Here is a 16,864-nt window from a genome sequence, read left to right as displayed (position 1 = left end):
GTCTTGCTCCTGTGCCCAGCGGCTAGTTGTACTTAAGGCTCCTCCAATACATACATTGCTATGCATGGCACTTTTCGCATTTCGATTCCAAATTTTGAAAAATCATTTTCAATCTTTACATATCATGTTACGATTAAAGAAAACTAAAATTGAAATGAGGGCAGCTCATGCTTGGAATATTATCTGCGGGGATTGCTCCAGGATTAGCATTATTAAGCTACTTTTATTTGAAGGACCAATATAGCTCTGAGCCCATTTCAATGGTGTTCAAAACCTTTTTTTTCGGCGCGCTGCTTGTTTTTCCAATCGCGTTTATTCAGTATGTACTTGAAACGGAAAACTTGATTCATTCAAGTTTTATAAATGCTTTTCTCTCAGCGAGTATGCTAGAAGAATTTTTTAAATGGTTTATCCTATTTTATGCTGTGTATCAGCATGTAGAGTTTGATGAACCATATGATGGAATTGTGTATGGTGCTTCTGTTTCATTAGGATTTGCTACTTTAGAAAATATATTTTATCTAATTGCCCACGGGGTGGACCATGCTATAGGAAGAGCGCTTTTACCAGTATCTAGTCATGCCTTATTTGGTGTCATCATGGGTTATTATATCGGAAAAGGGAAATTTACAGCAACCAAAAAATTCAAATGGATATTTTTATCCTTATTTTTTCCTTTTGTTCTTCATGGAACATATGATTTTATTTTAATAACGCAAAAGAACTGGATGTTCATTATGTTTCCATTTATGATTTTCCTATGGTGGCTGGGTTTAAGAAAGGTTAAAATGGCACGGGCATTAACTGCCAAACATATAGAAAATCAGCTTCACTATTAAAAAACTCTTCATTGTGAAAAATGAAGAGTTTTTTTTATTACACAATTATCACTATCATCATTGCATAAAAAGTTAGTTACTACAAAATATAGAGATAATGAGATAAAGATTTCCACTGGAGGTTACAATTCCATGAAAAAGAATTTGTTTATAACGAAAGTCATTTTAATCATTTCTCTCTGCATGCTGTTTGTGCCAATTAGCGGAAATGATAGGAAGGTAACAGCCTTTACAAATCAAGTCATTCAGCAAGGTGCTGTAGGGGATGATGTAATTGAACTTCAATCAAGGCTGCAATATCTTGGATTTTATAACGGAAAGATTGATGGGGTGTTTGGATGGGGGACATATTGGGCTTTAAGGAATTTTCAATATGAATTCGGGTTGGATATTGATGGAATGGCAGGGGGAAAAACGAAGAAAAAGCTTGTAGATGCGTCAAAGTATGATAAGGCATTTGTGAAAGAACAAATAAATAAAGGAAGCAAATTTACTCATTATGGGGGAGTGGATTTAGAAAAGCAGAAAAAGCCTGCTGGGCAATCTGCAGAGAAGCCAAAGGCACCTGCAAATAACAATGGCGGCGGCCAAAAAGCCGAGCAGAAACCAACAGCAACTAACATCCCTAATGGATTTTCTCAAAATGATATCCAATTAATGGCTAATGCCGTTTATGGGGAAGCGAGGGGAGAACCATATACAGGTCAGGTAGCTGTTGCTGCTGTCATATTAAATCGTGTAGATAGCGCATCCTTCCCAAATACGGTTTCAGGCGTTATTTTTGAACCGCGTGCCTTTACAGCTGTAGCGGATGGGCAAATATGGCTAACACCGAATGAAACAGCTAAGAAAGCAGTTATGGATGCTTTAAATGGATGGGATCCAACTGGAAATGCCCTTTATTATTTTAATCCTGATACAGCTACAAGCGGCTGGATTTGGTCTCGCCCGCAAATAAAACAGATCGGCAAACATATTTTTTGTAAATAGAGAGGTGAAGAATATTGCTTAGAGGAATATTAATTGGTGTACTTGCGTTAGGTGTGGCAGGAACTGCTTTTTGGGGGTATCAGGAGCATCGTGAAAAGAATGCTATCCTGATCAATGCAGAAAATAATTATCAACGAGCCTTTCATGATTTAACCTATCAAATAGATGTTTTACACGACAAAATTGGGACAACTTTAGCAATGAATTCTCGGAATTCCTTATCGCCAGCATTGGCTGATGTTTGGAAACTTACATCTGAGGCACATTCCAATGTTGGACAGCTGCCATTAACCTTGCTGCCATTTAATAAGACGGAAGAATTTCTTGCTAGCATTGGAGATTTCAGCTATAAGACTGCAGTAAGGGATTTAGATAAGGAGCCGCTATCTGAGAAGGAATACCAATCATTGAAGAAATTGTATTCACAGGCTGGAGAAATCCAGCAAGATTTACGAAAGGTACAGCATATGGTGTTAAAAAATAATCTTCGCTGGATGGACGTGGAAATGGCATTAGCGACGGATTCTCAGCCAGCAGATAATACAATTATTGACGGGTTTAAAACAGTTGAAAAAACAGTTGATGGCTATGGAGAGACAGATTTTGGTCCAGCATTTGTAAATATGCAAAAAAAGGACGAAAATTTCAAATACCTTGAAGGCAAAGAAATTACAAAAAAAGAAGCTGAGAATATTGCGAAAAAGTATGCTGCCTTCGGTAATAATGTAAATATAAAGGTAACAGAAAATGGAGATGGATCGAAATATGGCTTCTTCAGTGTAACCGTTCAAGACAACAAAACAAAGAATGAAGCAAACATGGATATCACAAAAAAAGGCGGCTATCCAATCTGGTTCATCCTTGCAAGAGATGTGAAAAAACAAGCAATCAGTCTGAATGATGCTAGTATAAAAGCAATACAATTTTTGAAAGATAATGGGTTCGAAAGCTTGGATTTATTTGAAAGTGCACAGTATGATAATGTAGGTGTATTTACATTTGTAACGAACGAAAATGATATCAGAATTTATCCGGATTCTATAAAGATAAAAATAGCGCTGGACAATGGAAAATTATTAGGGTTTTCAGCAGAGGATTATTTGAGAGCCCATCATGTTCGAGATATTCCTAAACCTGTAATAACTAGAGAAGATGCACGTTCAAAAATTAATCCCCAAGTAAAGGTCATGGAAGAGGGAATGGCGATTATTATAAATGATATAAATCAAGAAGTTCTTTGCTACGAATTCCTTGGCACATTAGGGGATGATACGTATCGAGTATTTATTAACGCAGACGATGGCAATGAAGAACGAGTAGAGAAATTAAAAAATGCAGAACAAATATTTGATGATGTTGTTTAAAGGAAAAGCCGCAAGGCTTTTCCTTTTAATATGAATGACAAAACTGTTTATCCATGTCATAATTAAGTATCTAGATGATCCTTTTGAACAAGAAAGTGTGGTCTGTATGATAAATATTGGTGATGTTTTACTGTTAGAACCTAGTCATTCTGAAAAAGTTGAAAAATATAAATGTAAGATTGTTGAAAAGTCAGAGAGCAAAATATATATCGATTACCCGATTAATATGGATACCAATAAAACAGTATTTTTGATGGATGGCACTCAATTAAAAGGGACGTTTGTTTCTGAGGATGGTTCTGTGTATTTATTTGAAACGGAAGTCCTTAGAAGGGTGAAACAGAAGATTCCAATGATTGTTCTTTCCTATCCTGGTGAAGAACAATTAGTTAGAATTCAGCGAAGACAATTTGTCAGAGTAGAAACAGCTGTCGATGTTGCGATGCATCCTATACATATGGAATTTTCTCCAATGATATCTATAACAGAGGATATTAGTGCTGGCGGAGCAGCGATTATCTGCCAAAATTCATCAGTGATTAAACCAAATATGATGATACATAACTTGTTTGTATTGCCAATGCAAAATGGAGAAATTCATTATTTAAAGTTAAAGAGCAAAATAGTTAGGGTGCTCGAGAAAAAGGATTCAAAGCCTGTCGCTTCTGTCCAATTTGTAGATACTTCGCCTAGTGACCGTCAAATGCTTCTTCGTTTTTGTTTTGATAGACAGCTCGCGTATAAGAAAAAAGGGTTAGAATAAAAATGATGGAATAATTTTTTCAAAATGATCGCATACTAATCGTAAAGTAAAAAAGAGCGGAGCGATTGTGATGAAGACATTTGAAAGAATCCTAGTGAAAATTGCCATAATACAATGTTTATTCCTAATTATTACGCAAATATTTTTTCACAAATTGAATGCTTTTCCCGAATTAAATCAGATCAGCCAGTATGAAGGTGTGACAGATAATAATTTCATGGAATTGCTAGAAACATTTAAAGGGAAATAAGTAAGCAGACAAATTGTCTGCTTACTTTTTATTTTTAAGTAAAGATTAAAAAAGCTCATTTTGTATCATCATATGTTAAAATATAATCTAAAATAGAGCATTAAGGTTATTTTAGGAGGCATTATGACGAATAAAATTTCAATTGCAATTGATGGGCCAGCAGCTGCTGGGAAAAGTACAGTTGCAAAAATCGTAGCAGAAAAACTTTCTTATATTTATATTGATACAGGTGCTATGTACAGGGCATTAACGTATAAAGCAATCTTAAACAATAGTAACTTAGAAGATGAACACGATCTAATGAAAATATTAAATGAAACAGTTATTGAGCTGCAGCCTGGAAATCAAGGTCAATTGATTTACTTAGATGGAAAGGATGTAACAAGCGAAATCAGAACATCTGAGGTAACCAATTCTGTGTCCATTGTAGCTAAACATAAACTGGTTAGAGAAGAAATGGTAAGAAGACAGCAAAGCTTTGCAGTAAATGGCGGTGTTGTTATGGATGGAAGAGATATCGGAACGCATGTGCTGCCTAATGCAGAAGTGAAAACCTTCCTTTTAGCTTCTGTGGAGGAAAGGGCAATTCGCAGACATAATGAAAATATTCAAAAAGGGTTTTCGTCTAATTTGGAGAAATTAAAGGAAGAGATTTCTTTAAGAGATAAGTTGGATTCTGAACGCGAAGTGGCCCCGTTAAAAAAAGCAGACTGCGCTGTTGAAATTGATACAACTGCCTTATCGATTGAACAGGTTGTAGAAAAAATTATGAACCTGGCTAATGAAAGGATCGGATGAATCGTGACGTTTTACTCTTTTGCAAAATCGGTCGTATATGGAGTATTAAAACCTATCTATCGATTTGAAGTAATTGGGAGAGAGCATTTTCCTAAAGAAGGCGGTGTGCTCCTCTGTTCAAACCATATTCACAATTTTGATCCTCCTGTGGTTGGCATCAATGCCCCAAGGCCTGTTCATTTTATGGCAAAGGAAGAACTATTTAGTGTTCCGATTCTCGGGAAGCTCGTCCCGCATTTAAATGCATTTCCAGTTAAAAGGGGAATGAGTGACCGAGAGGCATTAAGAAAAGGACTTTCTATTTTAAAGGATGGCCATGTTCTAGGACTGTTTCCAGAAGGTACACGAAGCCAAACTGGCGAATTAAAAAAAGGGCTAGCAGGTGCTGGTTTTTTTGCCCTGCGAACAGATGCAGCTATTGTTCCTTGTGCAATTATTGGTCCTTACAAGGCTTTTAAAAAATTAAAGGTAGTTTACGGAAAACCGATAGACATGGAAAATTTACGTGAAAGAAAAGCTTCTGCTGAAGAGACAACAGAAATAATTATGGGTGAAATTCGCAAACTGATTGACGAACATCGCTAGACCTTCTTGCTTGACAAAAGAAGTCGTTTGTAAGAAGTTAAATAAAAGGCATTTTTTTAAAATAGAATAGGTGTATAACAGTTTGGTTGCTATTTAATCTTAGCATCATCTAACTAAAGCACTTTTCGCATTTTAAATTAGGAGGAATACATATGTCAGAAGAGATGAATCAAGTTGATGTGAGAAATTTCGAAGTTGGCGATAAGGTTTCTGGCCTTGTTACGAAAGTGGAAGAGAAGCAAGTCATCGTTGATATTAGTGACAGCAAATTAGATGGAATTATTCCAATTAGTGAACTATCAAGTCTTCATGTTGAAAAAGCTAGTGATGTAGTTGCAGTTGGGGATCAGCTAGACCTTGAAGTATTAAAGGTGGAAGAAGAAGCACTAATCTTATCAAAGCGTAAAGTAGATGCGGAAAAATCTTGGCAGGAGCTTGAAGAGAAATTTAATAATGGCGAGATTTTTGAAGCAGAAATTAAAGATGTTGTTAAAGGTGGACTTGTTGTTGATTTAGGTGTGCGCGGATTTGTACCGGCATCACTTGTTGAAGCATTTTTTGTTGAAGATTTTTCTGAGTATAAAGGAAAAACGATGACATTTAAGATTGCAGAGTTAGAAAAAGATAAGAACCGCTTAATCCTTTCTCATCGTGCAGTAGTAGAAGAGGAAAAAGGAAAGCAAAAGCATCAAATACTTGATTCGTTGAAACCTGGTCAGATTATTGAGGGGACCGTACAAAGAATTACTGATTTTGGCGCGTTTGTTAACATTGGCGGAATTGACGGACTTGTTCATATTTCACAGCTTTCATATGAACATGTTGATAAACCATCAGAAGTAGTTGAAGAAGGACAAAAGGTTCAAGTGAAAGTGTTAAGTGTTGACCGTGACAATGAGCGAATTTCTTTATCGATTAAAGAAACATTGCCTGGACCTTGGAGCAATATTGCAGAGAAAGCACCAAAAGGAAGTTCACTTAGCGGTGTCGTAAAAAGATTAGTTTCCTACGGTGCGTTTGTCGAATTATTCCCAGGGGTAGAAGGTCTAGTTCATATCTCACAAATTTCTCATAAGCATATTGGAACTCCACATGAAGTATTAAAAGAGGGTCAGGAAGTTCAAGTGAAAGTTCTGGATGTAAATGAAAAGGATCAGCGATTATCATTAAGTATTAAAGAACTGCAAGAAAGAGAACAGGAATATGTAATTGACTATGAGCTTCCAGAAGAATCAAAAGGATTCCAGCTCGGTGAAATGATTGGGGATCAATTAAAGAATTTAAAAAAATAATGGTGATAAATGGTGTCTAGATCAAAAAGAAAATGGGATCATATACGGCTTGCTCTAGCAACTGGGCAGGAAAGAAATGCTGGTTTTGAGGATATTACCTTTATCCATCAAAGCTTGCCAAATACTTCTTTAGAGCAGGTAAAGCTGGACACGAAAATTGGCGAACTTTCCGTAAGTTCGCCAATTTTTATCAATGCGATGACTGGTGGCGGTGGAACCCGTACGTTAGAAATCAATCGAGACCTTGCTTTTGCTGCTAAAGAACTGGGGATGGCAATTTCTGTCGGATCACAAATGTCTGCACTAAAGGACCCGGCAGAATCGGAGTCTTACCGGGTAATACGAACAACATATCCGGATGGAATCGTGATTGGAAATTTAGGAAGTGAGGCAACAATTGACCAGGCAAAAACAGCGGTTGATATGATTGAAGCAAATGCGCTGCAAATTCACTTAAATGTTGTCCAAGAGTTGACGATGCCTGAAGGAGATCGGAATTTTTGCTCTGCGCTTACACGGATTGAAGATATTGTGAAAAGTTTAAATGTCCCAATTATTGTAAAAGAAGTTGGGTTTGGTATGAATAAAGAAGCGGTATCAAGGCTCCTTTCAATCGGTGTGTCTGCGGTAGATGTGGGTGGGTATGGCGGAACTAATTTTGCTAAGATTGAAAATAATCGTCGGGAAAATGCATTTTCCTTTTTTAATGATTGGGGAATTTCAACCACTGTATCTATTGCAGAAGCTAAAGCTGCGGGTAAAGAATTATCAGTGTTGGGCTCTGGAGGGGTACAAAATAGCTTGGATATAGCAAAAGCTATTGCTCTTGGAGCAGATGCTGTCGGTGTGGCAGGCTATTTCTTGAAAATCCTGATGAAAGAGGGAGTGGATGCTCTAATAGAAGAGCTTCATCTCATTCATGGAGAAATTACGATGATGATGACCGCACTTGGTGTTAGGACAATAAAAGAGCTTCAACTAGTCCCAATTATTATTTCCGGTAAAACTCATCATTGGTTAAATGAAAGAAATATTGATACAAAGCAATACAGCCAAAGATAAAAAATTAACAAAAAAAGGTTCTCGCATTTGCGAGAACTTTTTTTGTTGCAAATGAAAATTTAAAATCATCTGTTGTGTACCACTTTGTGAATAGTTTGGCTACGTTCAGCTCCAGCACCTACCCCCTCTTGGGGCTAAGCCAAGCCTCCCAGAAAGGTAAATTACGCCTTTCCGTGATGCGCGTCTTATGCTTGCCGGGGTGAGCACTAAGGAAAGCTTCTTAGAATAATCTCCGCAGGAACAATCGGGTTTAAGATTGTTCCGAAGGCGCTTCCGCATTTGTTCTTATAGTTTATTATTATTCAAATCTCTAGCTTCTTCAGGGCTTTGCATTTTCGTAGCTCCAGGATAATGAAGGGCTTGGTCACGATCTGATTCCACCTTTTTACTTTGTTTTAATTTTCTTTCCTGACGATCCTTACCCATAAATACACCTCCCTCTCTTTAACATGGAACGAGTATGGCGAATTTAATCGTAAATTTATTTATTTCTTTTGATAAAGATTAAAGTACATAGTAGACAGCCATAATGGGAATAGTAGGAGGTGAGTATTTTGGAAGGATTAACCTTTTATTGGGTATCATGGTTTTTTTGGATTATAGCAACCTTTTTTATGAATAAGAATGGTCGTTCAAGGCTCATGCTATCATTGTTTCTTTTACTATTAATAATTGTCTCTCCATACACGGTTGTGCTTTTCAATTTTGAGTTATCGATTGCTGGTCTATTACTATGCTGTCCATTATATTCTTTTGCTGCACGTTTAGATTGGAAAAAGAGGATGTATTTATTAATTTGTTCTTTTATTATTATGCTGGCATATGTTTGTTTCCATTTATTTGCCCTATTTGATCCGGTATGGCTTATTTTTCCTCGTAATTGGATGCTTGCTGTCATACTCATGCTCTTGTCTTTTGTATTAAATGGAAAAAAAATCCATCGAATGTATATCGTTGTACTTGGGGCAATCCAAGGTGAGTTTTTGTATGCACTTATTTTAAGTAAATATTCATTTCCCTATGTAATTGGTTCACTGACATTCTTAGATGTTCTTTCACTTTCAACGATACTCATTGTTTTGTGGAGTGGAATGGAGTCATTAGCGTCATTCTATGAAAGACATTTTAATCAACTGGAAAGGGAGAAACAAAAACTATCATGAATGAATATACATTACCGATTATATTCGGGATCACAATTGGCACTTTAACAAGAATATACATGCTAAGGACTGACTATCGCCAGTATCCCACCTATCTTCATGGGAAAATTATTCATACGGCACTTGGTTTTATAGCGGCTGGTCTTGGATCAGTGGCCATCCCATCTATCCTGAATGAAGAATTTACAGCGATTACTTTTCTAACGTTAGCTGCTTCCCAATTTCGAGAGGTACGGAATATGGAAAGAAATACATTAACTGAGTTAGATAGCTACGAAATGGTTCCTAGAGGAAAGACGTATATCGAAGGAATAGCTATTGCTTTTGAAAGCAGAAATTATTTGGTCATCTTTACTTCTCTTGTCAGCGTTCTTGGTTATTTGCTATTCAATATTTGGGTTGGACTCATCTTTGCAGTGATTGCCTTAATAATCTCAAGAGTCCTTATGTCGGGGGGCAAAATAGGTGATATTGTAGATGTTGAATATGTTAAACCACGCTTTGATGGTGCAGGTTTATATGTTGATAACATTTATATAATGAATATCGGACTTCCGCAAAGACAAGAAGAAGTTTTAAGATATGGAATGGGGTTTATTCTTAGACCAAAGAATTTTAATGCTCGCTCAACCATTGCCAATTTAGGGCAGAGACAAGCGATTCTCCATGATGTGTCAACTGCATTGGGTGTTTATCGGGATTCAGGTACACCTGCACTTGTGCCGCTCGCCAAACGAGATTTAAATGATGGGAGAGTAGGAGTATTTGTCTTGCCGCAAGAGAAAAATATCGATAAGGCTTTAAAGATCATAGGGGCTGTACCGACCCTTGAAAACGCGATTCGTATGCCTACAGAAAGAAATACTTCCGAAGAAAGGAGTCAATCGTGATGGTGCTGGAAAAATATATACTCGCAGTTATTACGACAAATCCTTCGAAGGTGCCTAGCGGTGCAACGGTATTCTCTTGCGAAAACAAAGAAGAAATGGAATCGATCGCCGCAAATCTTGAAGCTATTCTTGACGGAATCGCACACGCATTAAATGAAGAATTATATGTAATAGTGAAACATTAACCACTCTGCCAAGTTTTTCTGCATTCAGCTCCACAAGGACCACTTCGGCAGCATAGGCATCAAACGAGTATAAGCGGTAGCTTATAGGAGGAGCGCCTACCCCTGACGTACAGGACGTACTAATGTCGACAATGCGACAGGACAAGGAAAGCTTCGTCAGCGATGCATCGCACGACTAAAAGTGAAGCTTTTAGGAGGACGTCGCGATTTTGTCGACCTCGAGGTCACAAGCTTGTCTAGTTGCGGCTCCTAGGAACTCGTGTCTTTAGCCAATCCCTTTCAGAAGGCAAAATACACCTTCTTACAGGTCTTGAATTATGCAGTCGTCCCTGGACAGTCGCCTCCACATTTCAATCAATCCTCCCAGAAAGGTAAAGGACACCTTTCCGGAAGGCTTGTCTTGTGCTTGTCAGGGGTGATTAAGGCGCTTGCGCATTTGTTCTTGATAGTATGGTACTGCTTTGATAATATAATGAAGTTAGGCCCTTCTATTTAAGAAGGGTTTATTTTATAAAGAATTACTTTTGTACGTTCTTAGGCTGCAGGTTAGGATACATTCGAATGTTTAAGTAATGTTTGAAAGAAATAAAGGTAAAGGGGTGATGTTCATGGCAAAACCAGTAGTGGCGATTGTCGGACGTCCAAACGTTGGAAAATCAACGATTTTTAACAGAATTGTAGGTTCTCGAATTTCAATTGTTGAAGATATTCCTGGTGTTACAAGGGATCGTATATACAGTTCAGGGGAATGGCTAACACATGAATTTAATATTATTGATACAGGTGGAATCGATATAGGGGACGAGCCTTTCTTAGAGCAAATTCGCCAGCAGGCAGAAATTGCTATTGATGAAGCGGATGTGATTATTTTTCTTACAAACGGAAGAGAAGGTGTAACATCTGCAGATGAAGAGGTAGCAAAAATCCTTTATAAAGCAAAGAAGCCTGTAGTACTCGGTGTAAATAAAATCGATAATCCGGAAATGAAGGACCAAATTTACGACTTCTACGCATTAGGATTCGGGGAACCATTCCCTATTTCGGGTTCACATGGGTTAGGACTTGGTGATTTACTTGATGAAGCAGCCAAGCACTTCCCGAAATCGGGTCAAAAGGATTACGAGGATGATGTGATTAAGTTTTCTTTAATTGGGCGTCCGAATGTTGGGAAATCCTCTCTTGTTAATGCAATTCTTGGTGAAGATCGAGTGATTGTGAGCAATATTGCGGGCACGACTAGAGATGCGATTGATTCCGAGCTGAAGTTTAATGGGGATAAATATGTCATCATTGATACAGCGGGTATGCGTAAAAAGGGAAAAGTTTATGAGACAACTGAAAAGTATAGTGTTCTTCGGGCATTAAGAGCGATTGAACGTTCTGATGTCGTTCTGGTTGTTATTGATGGTGAGGAAGGCATTATTGAACAGGATAAACGTATCGCTGGATATGCGCATGAAGCGGGAAGAGCGGTCGTTATCGTTGTGAATAAGTGGGATGCTGTTGAAAAAGACGAAAAGACGATGAAAGAATTTGAACAAAAAATTCGCGAACATTTCTTATTTCTTGACTATGCTCCAATTGTTTTCTTATCTGCAAAAACAAAAAAACGAATTCATACCTTGATTCCAATGATAAATAAAGCAAGTGAAAATCATGCACTGCGTGTAGAGACTAGTGTGTTAAATGATGTCATTATGGATGCGGTGGCTATGAATCCAACTCCGACAGATAAAGGAAAGCGTCTAAGAATATATTATGCAACACAAGTCGCTGTAAAGCCGCCTGCTTTTGTTGTGTTTGTAAATGATCCAGAGCTTCTGCATTTCTCATATGAGCGTTTCTTAGAAAATAGAATTAGAGATGCTTTCGGCTTTGAAGGAACCCCGATTAAGATATACGCTAGAGAGAGAAAATAACTAGAAAAGCGAAGCGGCTTGCCCAGGGGCGACAAGCATAAGAAAAGCCGGCATGAAGGTTGTATTTTAACCTTCGTGACGGAATGGCTTATGACCTCGAGCCCCTAGCCGCTGCAGCTGGACAAAGAAAAGCGAAGCGGCTTGCCCAGGGGCATTAAGCCCCTAGCCATGCAAGATAGACAATATCATTTAAAGGTAGTGATCTTATGGAGCGGAAAAGGGAAAGCATTGCTGTCATCGGAGCTGGCAGTTGGGGAACTGCTTTAGCAATGGTGTTAGCTGATAATAATCATGAAGTAAAGCTCTGGGGACATAACCCTGAACAAATTAAAGAAATAAATGAACACCATATTAATAAAAAATATTTGCCAGATATCCTGCTGCCAGATGGAATTACCGGCTTTGCATCATTAGAGGAAGCCTTATTTGGAGTAAATACAATTATTCTTGCGGTCCCTACGAAAGCGATTAGGGAAGTGATCGGCAAAATTCGCGCCATTAGAAAAGAACCTTTGACTGTTGTCCACGTAAGTAAAGGGATTGAACCAGATACGCTGCTGCGCATATCTGAAATGATTGAAGAAGAAATGCCAGCAAGCCTTTTAGCAAGCGTAGTTGTGCTTTCAGGACCAAGTCATGCGGAAGAGGTTAGCTTAAGGCATCCGACAACAGTCACTGTCTCCTCTAAAAATATGGCAGCTGCGGATCAAGTTCAAGATTTATTTATTAATAATAATTTCCGGGTATATACAAATCCGGATATTGTTGGTGTTGAAATTGGCGGAGCACTTAAAAATATTATTGCTCTGGCTGCAGGAATTACGGATGGCTTAGGTTATGGAGATAATGCCAAGGCTGCATTGATTACACGTGGTTTAGCTGAAATTGCCCGCTTAGGAATGAAAATGGGTGCAAGCCCGTTAACCTTTTCTGGGTTAACAGGAATAGGCGACTTAATTGTGACATGCACGAGTGTCCATTCCCGAAATTGGAGAGCGGGTCATTTGCTTGGGAAAGGCCAAAATCTTCAAGAGGTTTTGGACAATATGGGAATGGTCGTTGAAGGGGTAAGAACGACAAAGGCTGCTAAGCAGCTCGCAGAGAAATATGAAGTCAACATGCCGATAGCAGATGCTCTTTATGACGTCTTATTTAATAATATAAATGCAAAAGATGCAGTTGACCGCTTGATGGCTCGTGGAAAAAAAGATGAAATGGAGGACCTCACAAACGTTCTCGATATATAAAAATGAGTATCGATGCAAATAAATATTTGAAATATAGGCATTCGAGGATACGCGAGAGAAACTATTTGCATACAATGCAACGAAGCAAACTGGTGAATTGAACAGGGTATTAGGGTTATTTAGTCACAGGCTAAGTTAAAGAATTGCCCCTCTTTAACTTAGCTTTTTTTTCGTTAAGAGTGTTTAAGGGTAGAAACATCGGTTTGTGCAGCTAAACTGGCTGTAAGACCCCACTTCAAGAAGTTAAGGGAATAGAAATTTTTAAGTAGGGGAAGAAGGAGTTCCTTACTAATTGAAGTTTCACTTTATGTGCCAATCGTCTTGGTGATATGATATAATACTTCTCGGAAAAAGGAGTTGAAATCATGTCACCATCATTAATGAAAATGTGGATATCACTTGCGTCTATGGGGTTTATGTTTTTGGCCATATTACTGATATATTTTAGTCGTTTTAAATTAGGCGGGGTTTTTAAGTTTGTAACCGCTCTAGTTGCCTATATTTTAATGATTGTATCAGGAATTATCATATTTCTTGTTGTCTTTAGCGGTCCCACCCCTGAGTAGAAGAGGAAATGTAGCGGCCGTTTTATGAAAGTACAATAAATACATAGCCAAAAAGGATTGATTCGGTTGAAAAAGGAAATACGGCTTCTTTCTTTGCTTCTATTAGTTATTTCAGTATTATCGGGATGCATGTATCCTGAAGAAAGACTTGCAGAAAATCAAATCCCTTATGAGGACCAGATTCAAGCTGTTCAATCAGTAATAAATAAATATAAAGAGGATACTGGAGGACTTCTTCCAATTAAAACGAGGGATCAAACGACTCCTATCTATCAAAAGTATCCGATTGATTTTAAAATGGTCGTACCAAAGTATATGGCGGAACCGCCCGGAAATGCATTTGAATCCGGGGGCATTTTTCAATATGTACTTGTTGATGTAGAAACGAACCCAACAGTTAAAATATTTGATTTAAGAATGGCTGAAACCATTCGCGATATTAAACTGCGGATAAAAACTCAAGGGTATCCACCATATAAAGAACAAATTGCTGACCATGTTTTTTCATTGGATTTTAGCAAATTAGGCTATAAAGAAGATCCAACAGCTAAAAGTCCATACACGGGACTTCCTTTGCCATTTGTTGTAACAGGAGATGGGGAGGTTTATGTGGATTATACAAGTGATCTTTTTGAAGCAGTAAAAACGAAAAAAATGAATTATCAGCCGGGTGAAGATATCAGAGGGATACTTGTTGAAGACTCAGCATTTGTGCCTGCTTATTCTTTGCCATATACAATTGATGAGAATACGAAACAGCCAATCTTTTTGGCGAAATAGTCATAACCCTTCTTCTGCAAAATATATTGTAGGAGAAGGGTTTTTTCTTCGTTTTGATTATGACCTTAACAGTAATGAATTGGAAATAAAGTGTTTAAGTTTTACTTTCAAAACGGGGTGATTTAAAAAAAACTGTCATAACGGAGTAGGACAACATCATAAACATATAATGTCCAAACGTAATTGATAGGATAATTTTATCCCACAGATTTTAGGAGGGGATCACTTGGAAAAGGTAGATATTTTCAAAGATATTGCCGAAAGAACTGGCGGTGATATCTATTTCGGTGTAGTTGGAGCTGTACGTACAGGCAAATCAACTTTTATAAAAAAATTTATGGAGCTTGTTGTATTGCCGAATATGAGCAATGAAGCTGACCGCGCTCGCACCCAGGATGAACTCCCTCAAAGTGCGGCCGGTAAAACAATCATGACAACTGAACCGAAATTTGTACCAAACCAGGCAGCTACTGTTCACGTTGATGAAGGTTTAGATGTAAACATCCGCTTGGTCGATTGTGTCGGCTACACGGTACCTGGGGCAAAGGGTTATGAGGATGAAAATGGTCCAAGAATGATCAATACTCCATGGTATGAAGAACCAATTCCTTTCCATGAGGCAGCAGAGATTGGTACAAGGAAAGTGATTCAGGAGCATTCAACGATTGGGGTTGTTATTACTACGGATGGTACAATTGGCGAAATCCCGCGTAGCAACTACCTTGAAGCTGAAGGAAGAGTGATTGATGAACTAAAAGAAGTTGGAAAGCCATTTATAATGGTCATCAATAGTGTTCAACCGCACCACCCTAATACGGAAGCGCTTAGGAATGAATTAGCTGAAAAGTATGATATCCCAGTACTGGCCATGAGTGTAGAAGGAATGAGGGAATCGGATGTATTAAACGTCATGCGTGAAGCATTATATGAATTCCCTGTGCTTGAGGTGAATGTGAATTTGCCAAGCTGGGTCATGGTTTTACATGAAAACCACTGGTTAAGAGAAAGCTATCAAGACGCCGTAAAAGAAACAGTTAAAGATATTAAGCGACTAAGAGATGTCGATCGAGTGGTCCATCAATTTAGTGATTTTGAGTTTATTGATCGTGCCGGCTTAGCAGGAATAGAAATGGGTCAGGGAGTAGCCGAAATTGATTTGTTTGCTCCAGATGACCTTTATGATGAAGTATTAAAAGAAATTGTCGGGGTAGAAATAAGAGGGAAAGATCATTTACTTGAGCTTATGCAGGATTTTGCACATGCTAAAACAGAGTATGATCAAATCTCAGATGCTTTGAAAATGGTAAAACAAACAGGTTATGGGATTGCGGCACCATCACTTTCTGATATGAGCTTAGATGAACCGGAAATCACCCGCCATGGCTCGAGATTTGGTGTTAGATTAAAAGCAGTTGCCCCTTCCATTCATATGATTAAAGTCGATGTTGAATCGGAATTTTCGCCAATTATTGGAACAGAAAAACAGAGTGAGGAGCTAGTCCGCTACTTAATGCAGGATTTTGAGGATGATCCGTTATCTATTTGGAATTCAGATATTTTTGGACGCAGCTTAAGTTCTATTGTGAGAGAGGGAATCCAAGCGAAGTTAGCGATGATGCCGGAAAATGCCCGATATAAACTAAAAGAAACGCTTGAAAGAATAATAAATGAAGGTTCAGGCGGATTAATTGCAATAATTTTATAATTAAAGGACTCCATTGGGGGTCTTTTTCTTGTTTTATTCCCTAATAAAAGAGGGATAATCAAATATTTTCGTCAAAATATATGAAAACTTCCCATTTAAATATGAAATATTCTTGATAACCGCAAATGATTGTGATAATCTTTAAACTGAATTACACGAAAAGTGCTTTAACCCTTAGTATTAAAGGATTTTTAATACAAATGAATTGATATTTTTTCAAATATGATTTATTATTGGGCATGTTAAACAAAAATACATGAAAACGTTTAGAAATCAGTAAATTTGTTTACAAATGTAAGTAAGAATACTATTATGACTTAAGAAGATTCTACTTTTACGAGTTAGACAGGTGTCTAGCTTCAGCGCCTAGGGGCTCGAGGTCATAAGCCAATCCGTCAAGAAGGTTAAAGTACAACCTTTCTGCCGGCTCGTCTTATGCTTGTCGCCCCTGATCATGGCGCTTCCG

18 protein-coding genes are annotated in these 16,864 nt (G+C 37.9%); 17 read left to right on the top strand and 1 reads right to left on the bottom strand.

The genetic code is table 11. The features are described 5' to 3' along the window. Positions 1–167 precede the first annotated feature (167 nt). The 9 genes from prsW (at position 168) to fni (ending at position 7,943) form a co-directional block, all read left to right on the top strand. Positions 168–839, top strand: a complete 672-nt coding sequence (gene prsW, locus AN957_RS18055; RefSeq protein WP_053476831.1) for a glutamic-type intramembrane protease PrsW — start codon at positions 168–170, stop codon at positions 837–839. Between the two features lie 132 nt (positions 840–971). After that, entirely contained in the window at positions 972–1,829 is an 858-nt protein-coding gene (gene sleB / locus AN957_RS18050; protein ID WP_053476830.1) for a spore cortex-lytic enzyme, read from the top strand. Positions 1,830–1,843: 14 nt separating this feature from the next. After that, positions 1,844–3,193 carry a germination protein YpeB gene (gene ypeB, locus AN957_RS18045; protein ID WP_056685438.1) on the top strand — a complete coding sequence of 450 codons (1,350 nt, stop codon included), beginning with the start codon at positions 1,844–1,846 and terminating at the stop codon, positions 3,191–3,193. A 106-nt stretch (positions 3,194–3,299) separates the two neighbouring features. Further along, positions 3,300–3,956, top strand: coding sequence for a flagellar brake protein (locus tag AN957_RS18040; protein ID WP_056687226.1), 657 nt, complete (start codon positions 3,300–3,302; stop codon positions 3,954–3,956). A 70-nt stretch (positions 3,957–4,026) separates the two neighbouring features. Continuing rightward, entirely contained in the window at positions 4,027–4,206 is a 180-nt protein-coding gene (locus AN957_RS28140; protein ID WP_053476828.1) for a YpfB family protein, read from the top strand. Between the two features lie 123 nt (positions 4,207–4,329). Beyond that, entirely contained in the window at positions 4,330–5,004 is a 675-nt protein-coding gene (gene cmk, locus AN957_RS18030; protein ID WP_056685434.1) for a (d)CMP kinase, read from the top strand. Between the two features lie 3 nt (positions 5,005–5,007). Then, the gene (locus tag AN957_RS18025) at positions 5,008–5,589 is read left to right on the top strand and encodes a lysophospholipid acyltransferase family protein (protein ID WP_056685431.1); all 582 of its coding nucleotides are present in this window, start codon (positions 5,008–5,010) and stop codon (positions 5,587–5,589) included. Positions 5,590–5,741: 152 nt separating this feature from the next. Continuing rightward, positions 5,742–6,881: a 30S ribosomal protein S1 gene (rpsA, locus tag AN957_RS18020; RefSeq protein WP_053476825.1), complete on the top strand. Its 1,140-nt coding sequence runs from the start codon at positions 5,742–5,744 to the stop codon at positions 6,879–6,881. Positions 6,882–6,893: 12 nt separating this feature from the next. Beyond that, positions 6,894–7,943, top strand: a complete 1,050-nt coding sequence (gene fni, locus AN957_RS18015) for a type 2 isopentenyl-diphosphate Delta-isomerase (protein ID WP_053476824.1) — start codon at positions 6,894–6,896, stop codon at positions 7,941–7,943. Between the two features lie 285 nt (positions 7,944–8,228). Here fni and AN957_RS27015 read toward each other — a convergent pair whose 3' ends face one another. Continuing rightward, positions 8,229–8,369 (bottom strand): YpzI family protein, encoded by a 141-nt coding sequence (locus AN957_RS27015; protein ID WP_075209177.1) that lies wholly within the window; start codon positions 8,367–8,369, stop codon positions 8,229–8,231. A 128-nt stretch (positions 8,370–8,497) separates the two neighbouring features. Here AN957_RS27015 and AN957_RS18010 point away from each other — a divergent pair, with 128 nt between their 5' ends. From AN957_RS18010 to spoIVA, 8 genes are all read left to right on the top strand, one after another. Then, positions 8,498–9,106, top strand: a complete 609-nt coding sequence (locus tag AN957_RS18010) for a YphA family membrane protein (protein WP_053476823.1) — start codon at positions 8,498–8,500, stop codon at positions 9,104–9,106. Beyond that, positions 9,103–9,996, top strand: a complete 894-nt coding sequence (locus AN957_RS18005; protein ID WP_056685428.1) for a YIEGIA family protein — start codon at positions 9,103–9,105, stop codon at positions 9,994–9,996. Before AN957_RS18010 ends, AN957_RS18005 begins: the two co-directional genes overlap by 4 nt. Then, positions 9,996–10,181 (top strand): capping complex subunit for YIEGIA, encoded by a 186-nt coding sequence (locus tag AN957_RS18000; RefSeq protein ID WP_053476821.1) that lies wholly within the window; start codon positions 9,996–9,998, stop codon positions 10,179–10,181. The genes AN957_RS18005 and AN957_RS18000 overlap by 1 nt, the downstream gene beginning before the upstream one ends. Before the next feature lie 608 nt (positions 10,182–10,789). Continuing rightward, positions 10,790–12,100: a ribosome biogenesis GTPase Der gene (der, locus tag AN957_RS17995; protein ID WP_056685425.1), complete on the top strand. Its 1,311-nt coding sequence runs from the start codon at positions 10,790–10,792 to the stop codon at positions 12,098–12,100. A gap of 206 nt (positions 12,101–12,306) precedes the next feature. Beyond that, complete coding sequence (locus tag AN957_RS17990; RefSeq protein ID WP_053476819.1) at positions 12,307–13,347, top strand: NAD(P)H-dependent glycerol-3-phosphate dehydrogenase; 1,041 nt, start codon at positions 12,307–12,309, stop codon at positions 13,345–13,347. Between the two features lie 365 nt (positions 13,348–13,712). Next, the gene (locus tag AN957_RS17985; RefSeq protein WP_053476818.1) at positions 13,713–13,913 is read left to right on the top strand and encodes a DUF2768 domain-containing protein; all 201 of its coding nucleotides are present in this window, start codon (positions 13,713–13,715) and stop codon (positions 13,911–13,913) included. Positions 13,914–13,979: 66 nt separating this feature from the next. Beyond that, positions 13,980–14,693 (top strand): hypothetical protein, encoded by a 714-nt coding sequence (locus AN957_RS17980; RefSeq protein ID WP_053476817.1) that lies wholly within the window; start codon positions 13,980–13,982, stop codon positions 14,691–14,693. Positions 14,694–14,919: 226 nt separating this feature from the next. Next, positions 14,920–16,398, top strand: a complete 1,479-nt coding sequence (gene spoIVA / locus AN957_RS17975; protein ID WP_053476816.1) for a stage IV sporulation protein A — start codon at positions 14,920–14,922, stop codon at positions 16,396–16,398. Positions 16,399–16,864: the final 466 nt, after the last annotated feature.

It is taken from the genome of Cytobacillus solani (assembly GCF_001420595.1).
Lineage (GTDB): Bacteria > Bacillota > Bacilli > Bacillales > Cytobacillaceae > Cytobacillus > Cytobacillus solani.
This window is presented reverse-complemented; position numbering and strand designations above follow the sequence as displayed.

Bases quoted from the DNA above. Each gene is read 5' to 3' on its own strand.
- AN957_RS28140 (WP_053476828.1), top strand. From the start codon at position 4,027: ATGAAGACATTTGAAAGAATCCTAGTGAAAATTGCCATAATACAATGT.
- prsW (WP_053476831.1), top strand. From the start codon at position 168: ATGCTTGGAATATTATCTGCGGGGATTGCTCCAGGATTAGCATTATTA.
- AN957_RS17990 (WP_053476819.1), top strand. From the start codon at position 12,307: ATGGAGCGGAAAAGGGAAAGCATTGCTGTCATCGGAGCTGGCAGTTGG.
- AN957_RS18000 (WP_053476821.1), top strand. From the start codon at position 9,996: ATGGTGCTGGAAAAATATATACTCGCAGTTATTACGACAAATCCTTCG.
- AN957_RS18040 (WP_056687226.1), top strand. From the start codon at position 3,300: ATGATAAATATTGGTGATGTTTTACTGTTAGAACCTAGTCATTCTGAA.
- AN957_RS18005 (WP_056685428.1), top strand. From the start codon at position 9,103: ATGAATGAATATACATTACCGATTATATTCGGGATCACAATTGGCACT.
- sleB (WP_053476830.1), top strand. From the start codon at position 972: ATGAAAAAGAATTTGTTTATAACGAAAGTCATTTTAATCATTTCTCTC.
- cmk (WP_056685434.1), top strand. From the start codon at position 4,330: ATGACGAATAAAATTTCAATTGCAATTGATGGGCCAGCAGCTGCTGGG.
- AN957_RS27015 (WP_075209177.1), bottom strand. From the start codon at position 8,369: ATGGGTAAGGATCGTCAGGAAAGAAAATTAAAACAAAGTAAAAAGGTG.
- der (WP_056685425.1), top strand. From the start codon at position 10,790: ATGGCAAAACCAGTAGTGGCGATTGTCGGACGTCCAAACGTTGGAAAA.
- rpsA (WP_053476825.1), top strand. From the start codon at position 5,742: ATGTCAGAAGAGATGAATCAAGTTGATGTGAGAAATTTCGAAGTTGGC.
- AN957_RS17985 (WP_053476818.1), top strand. From the start codon at position 13,713: ATGTCACCATCATTAATGAAAATGTGGATATCACTTGCGTCTATGGGG.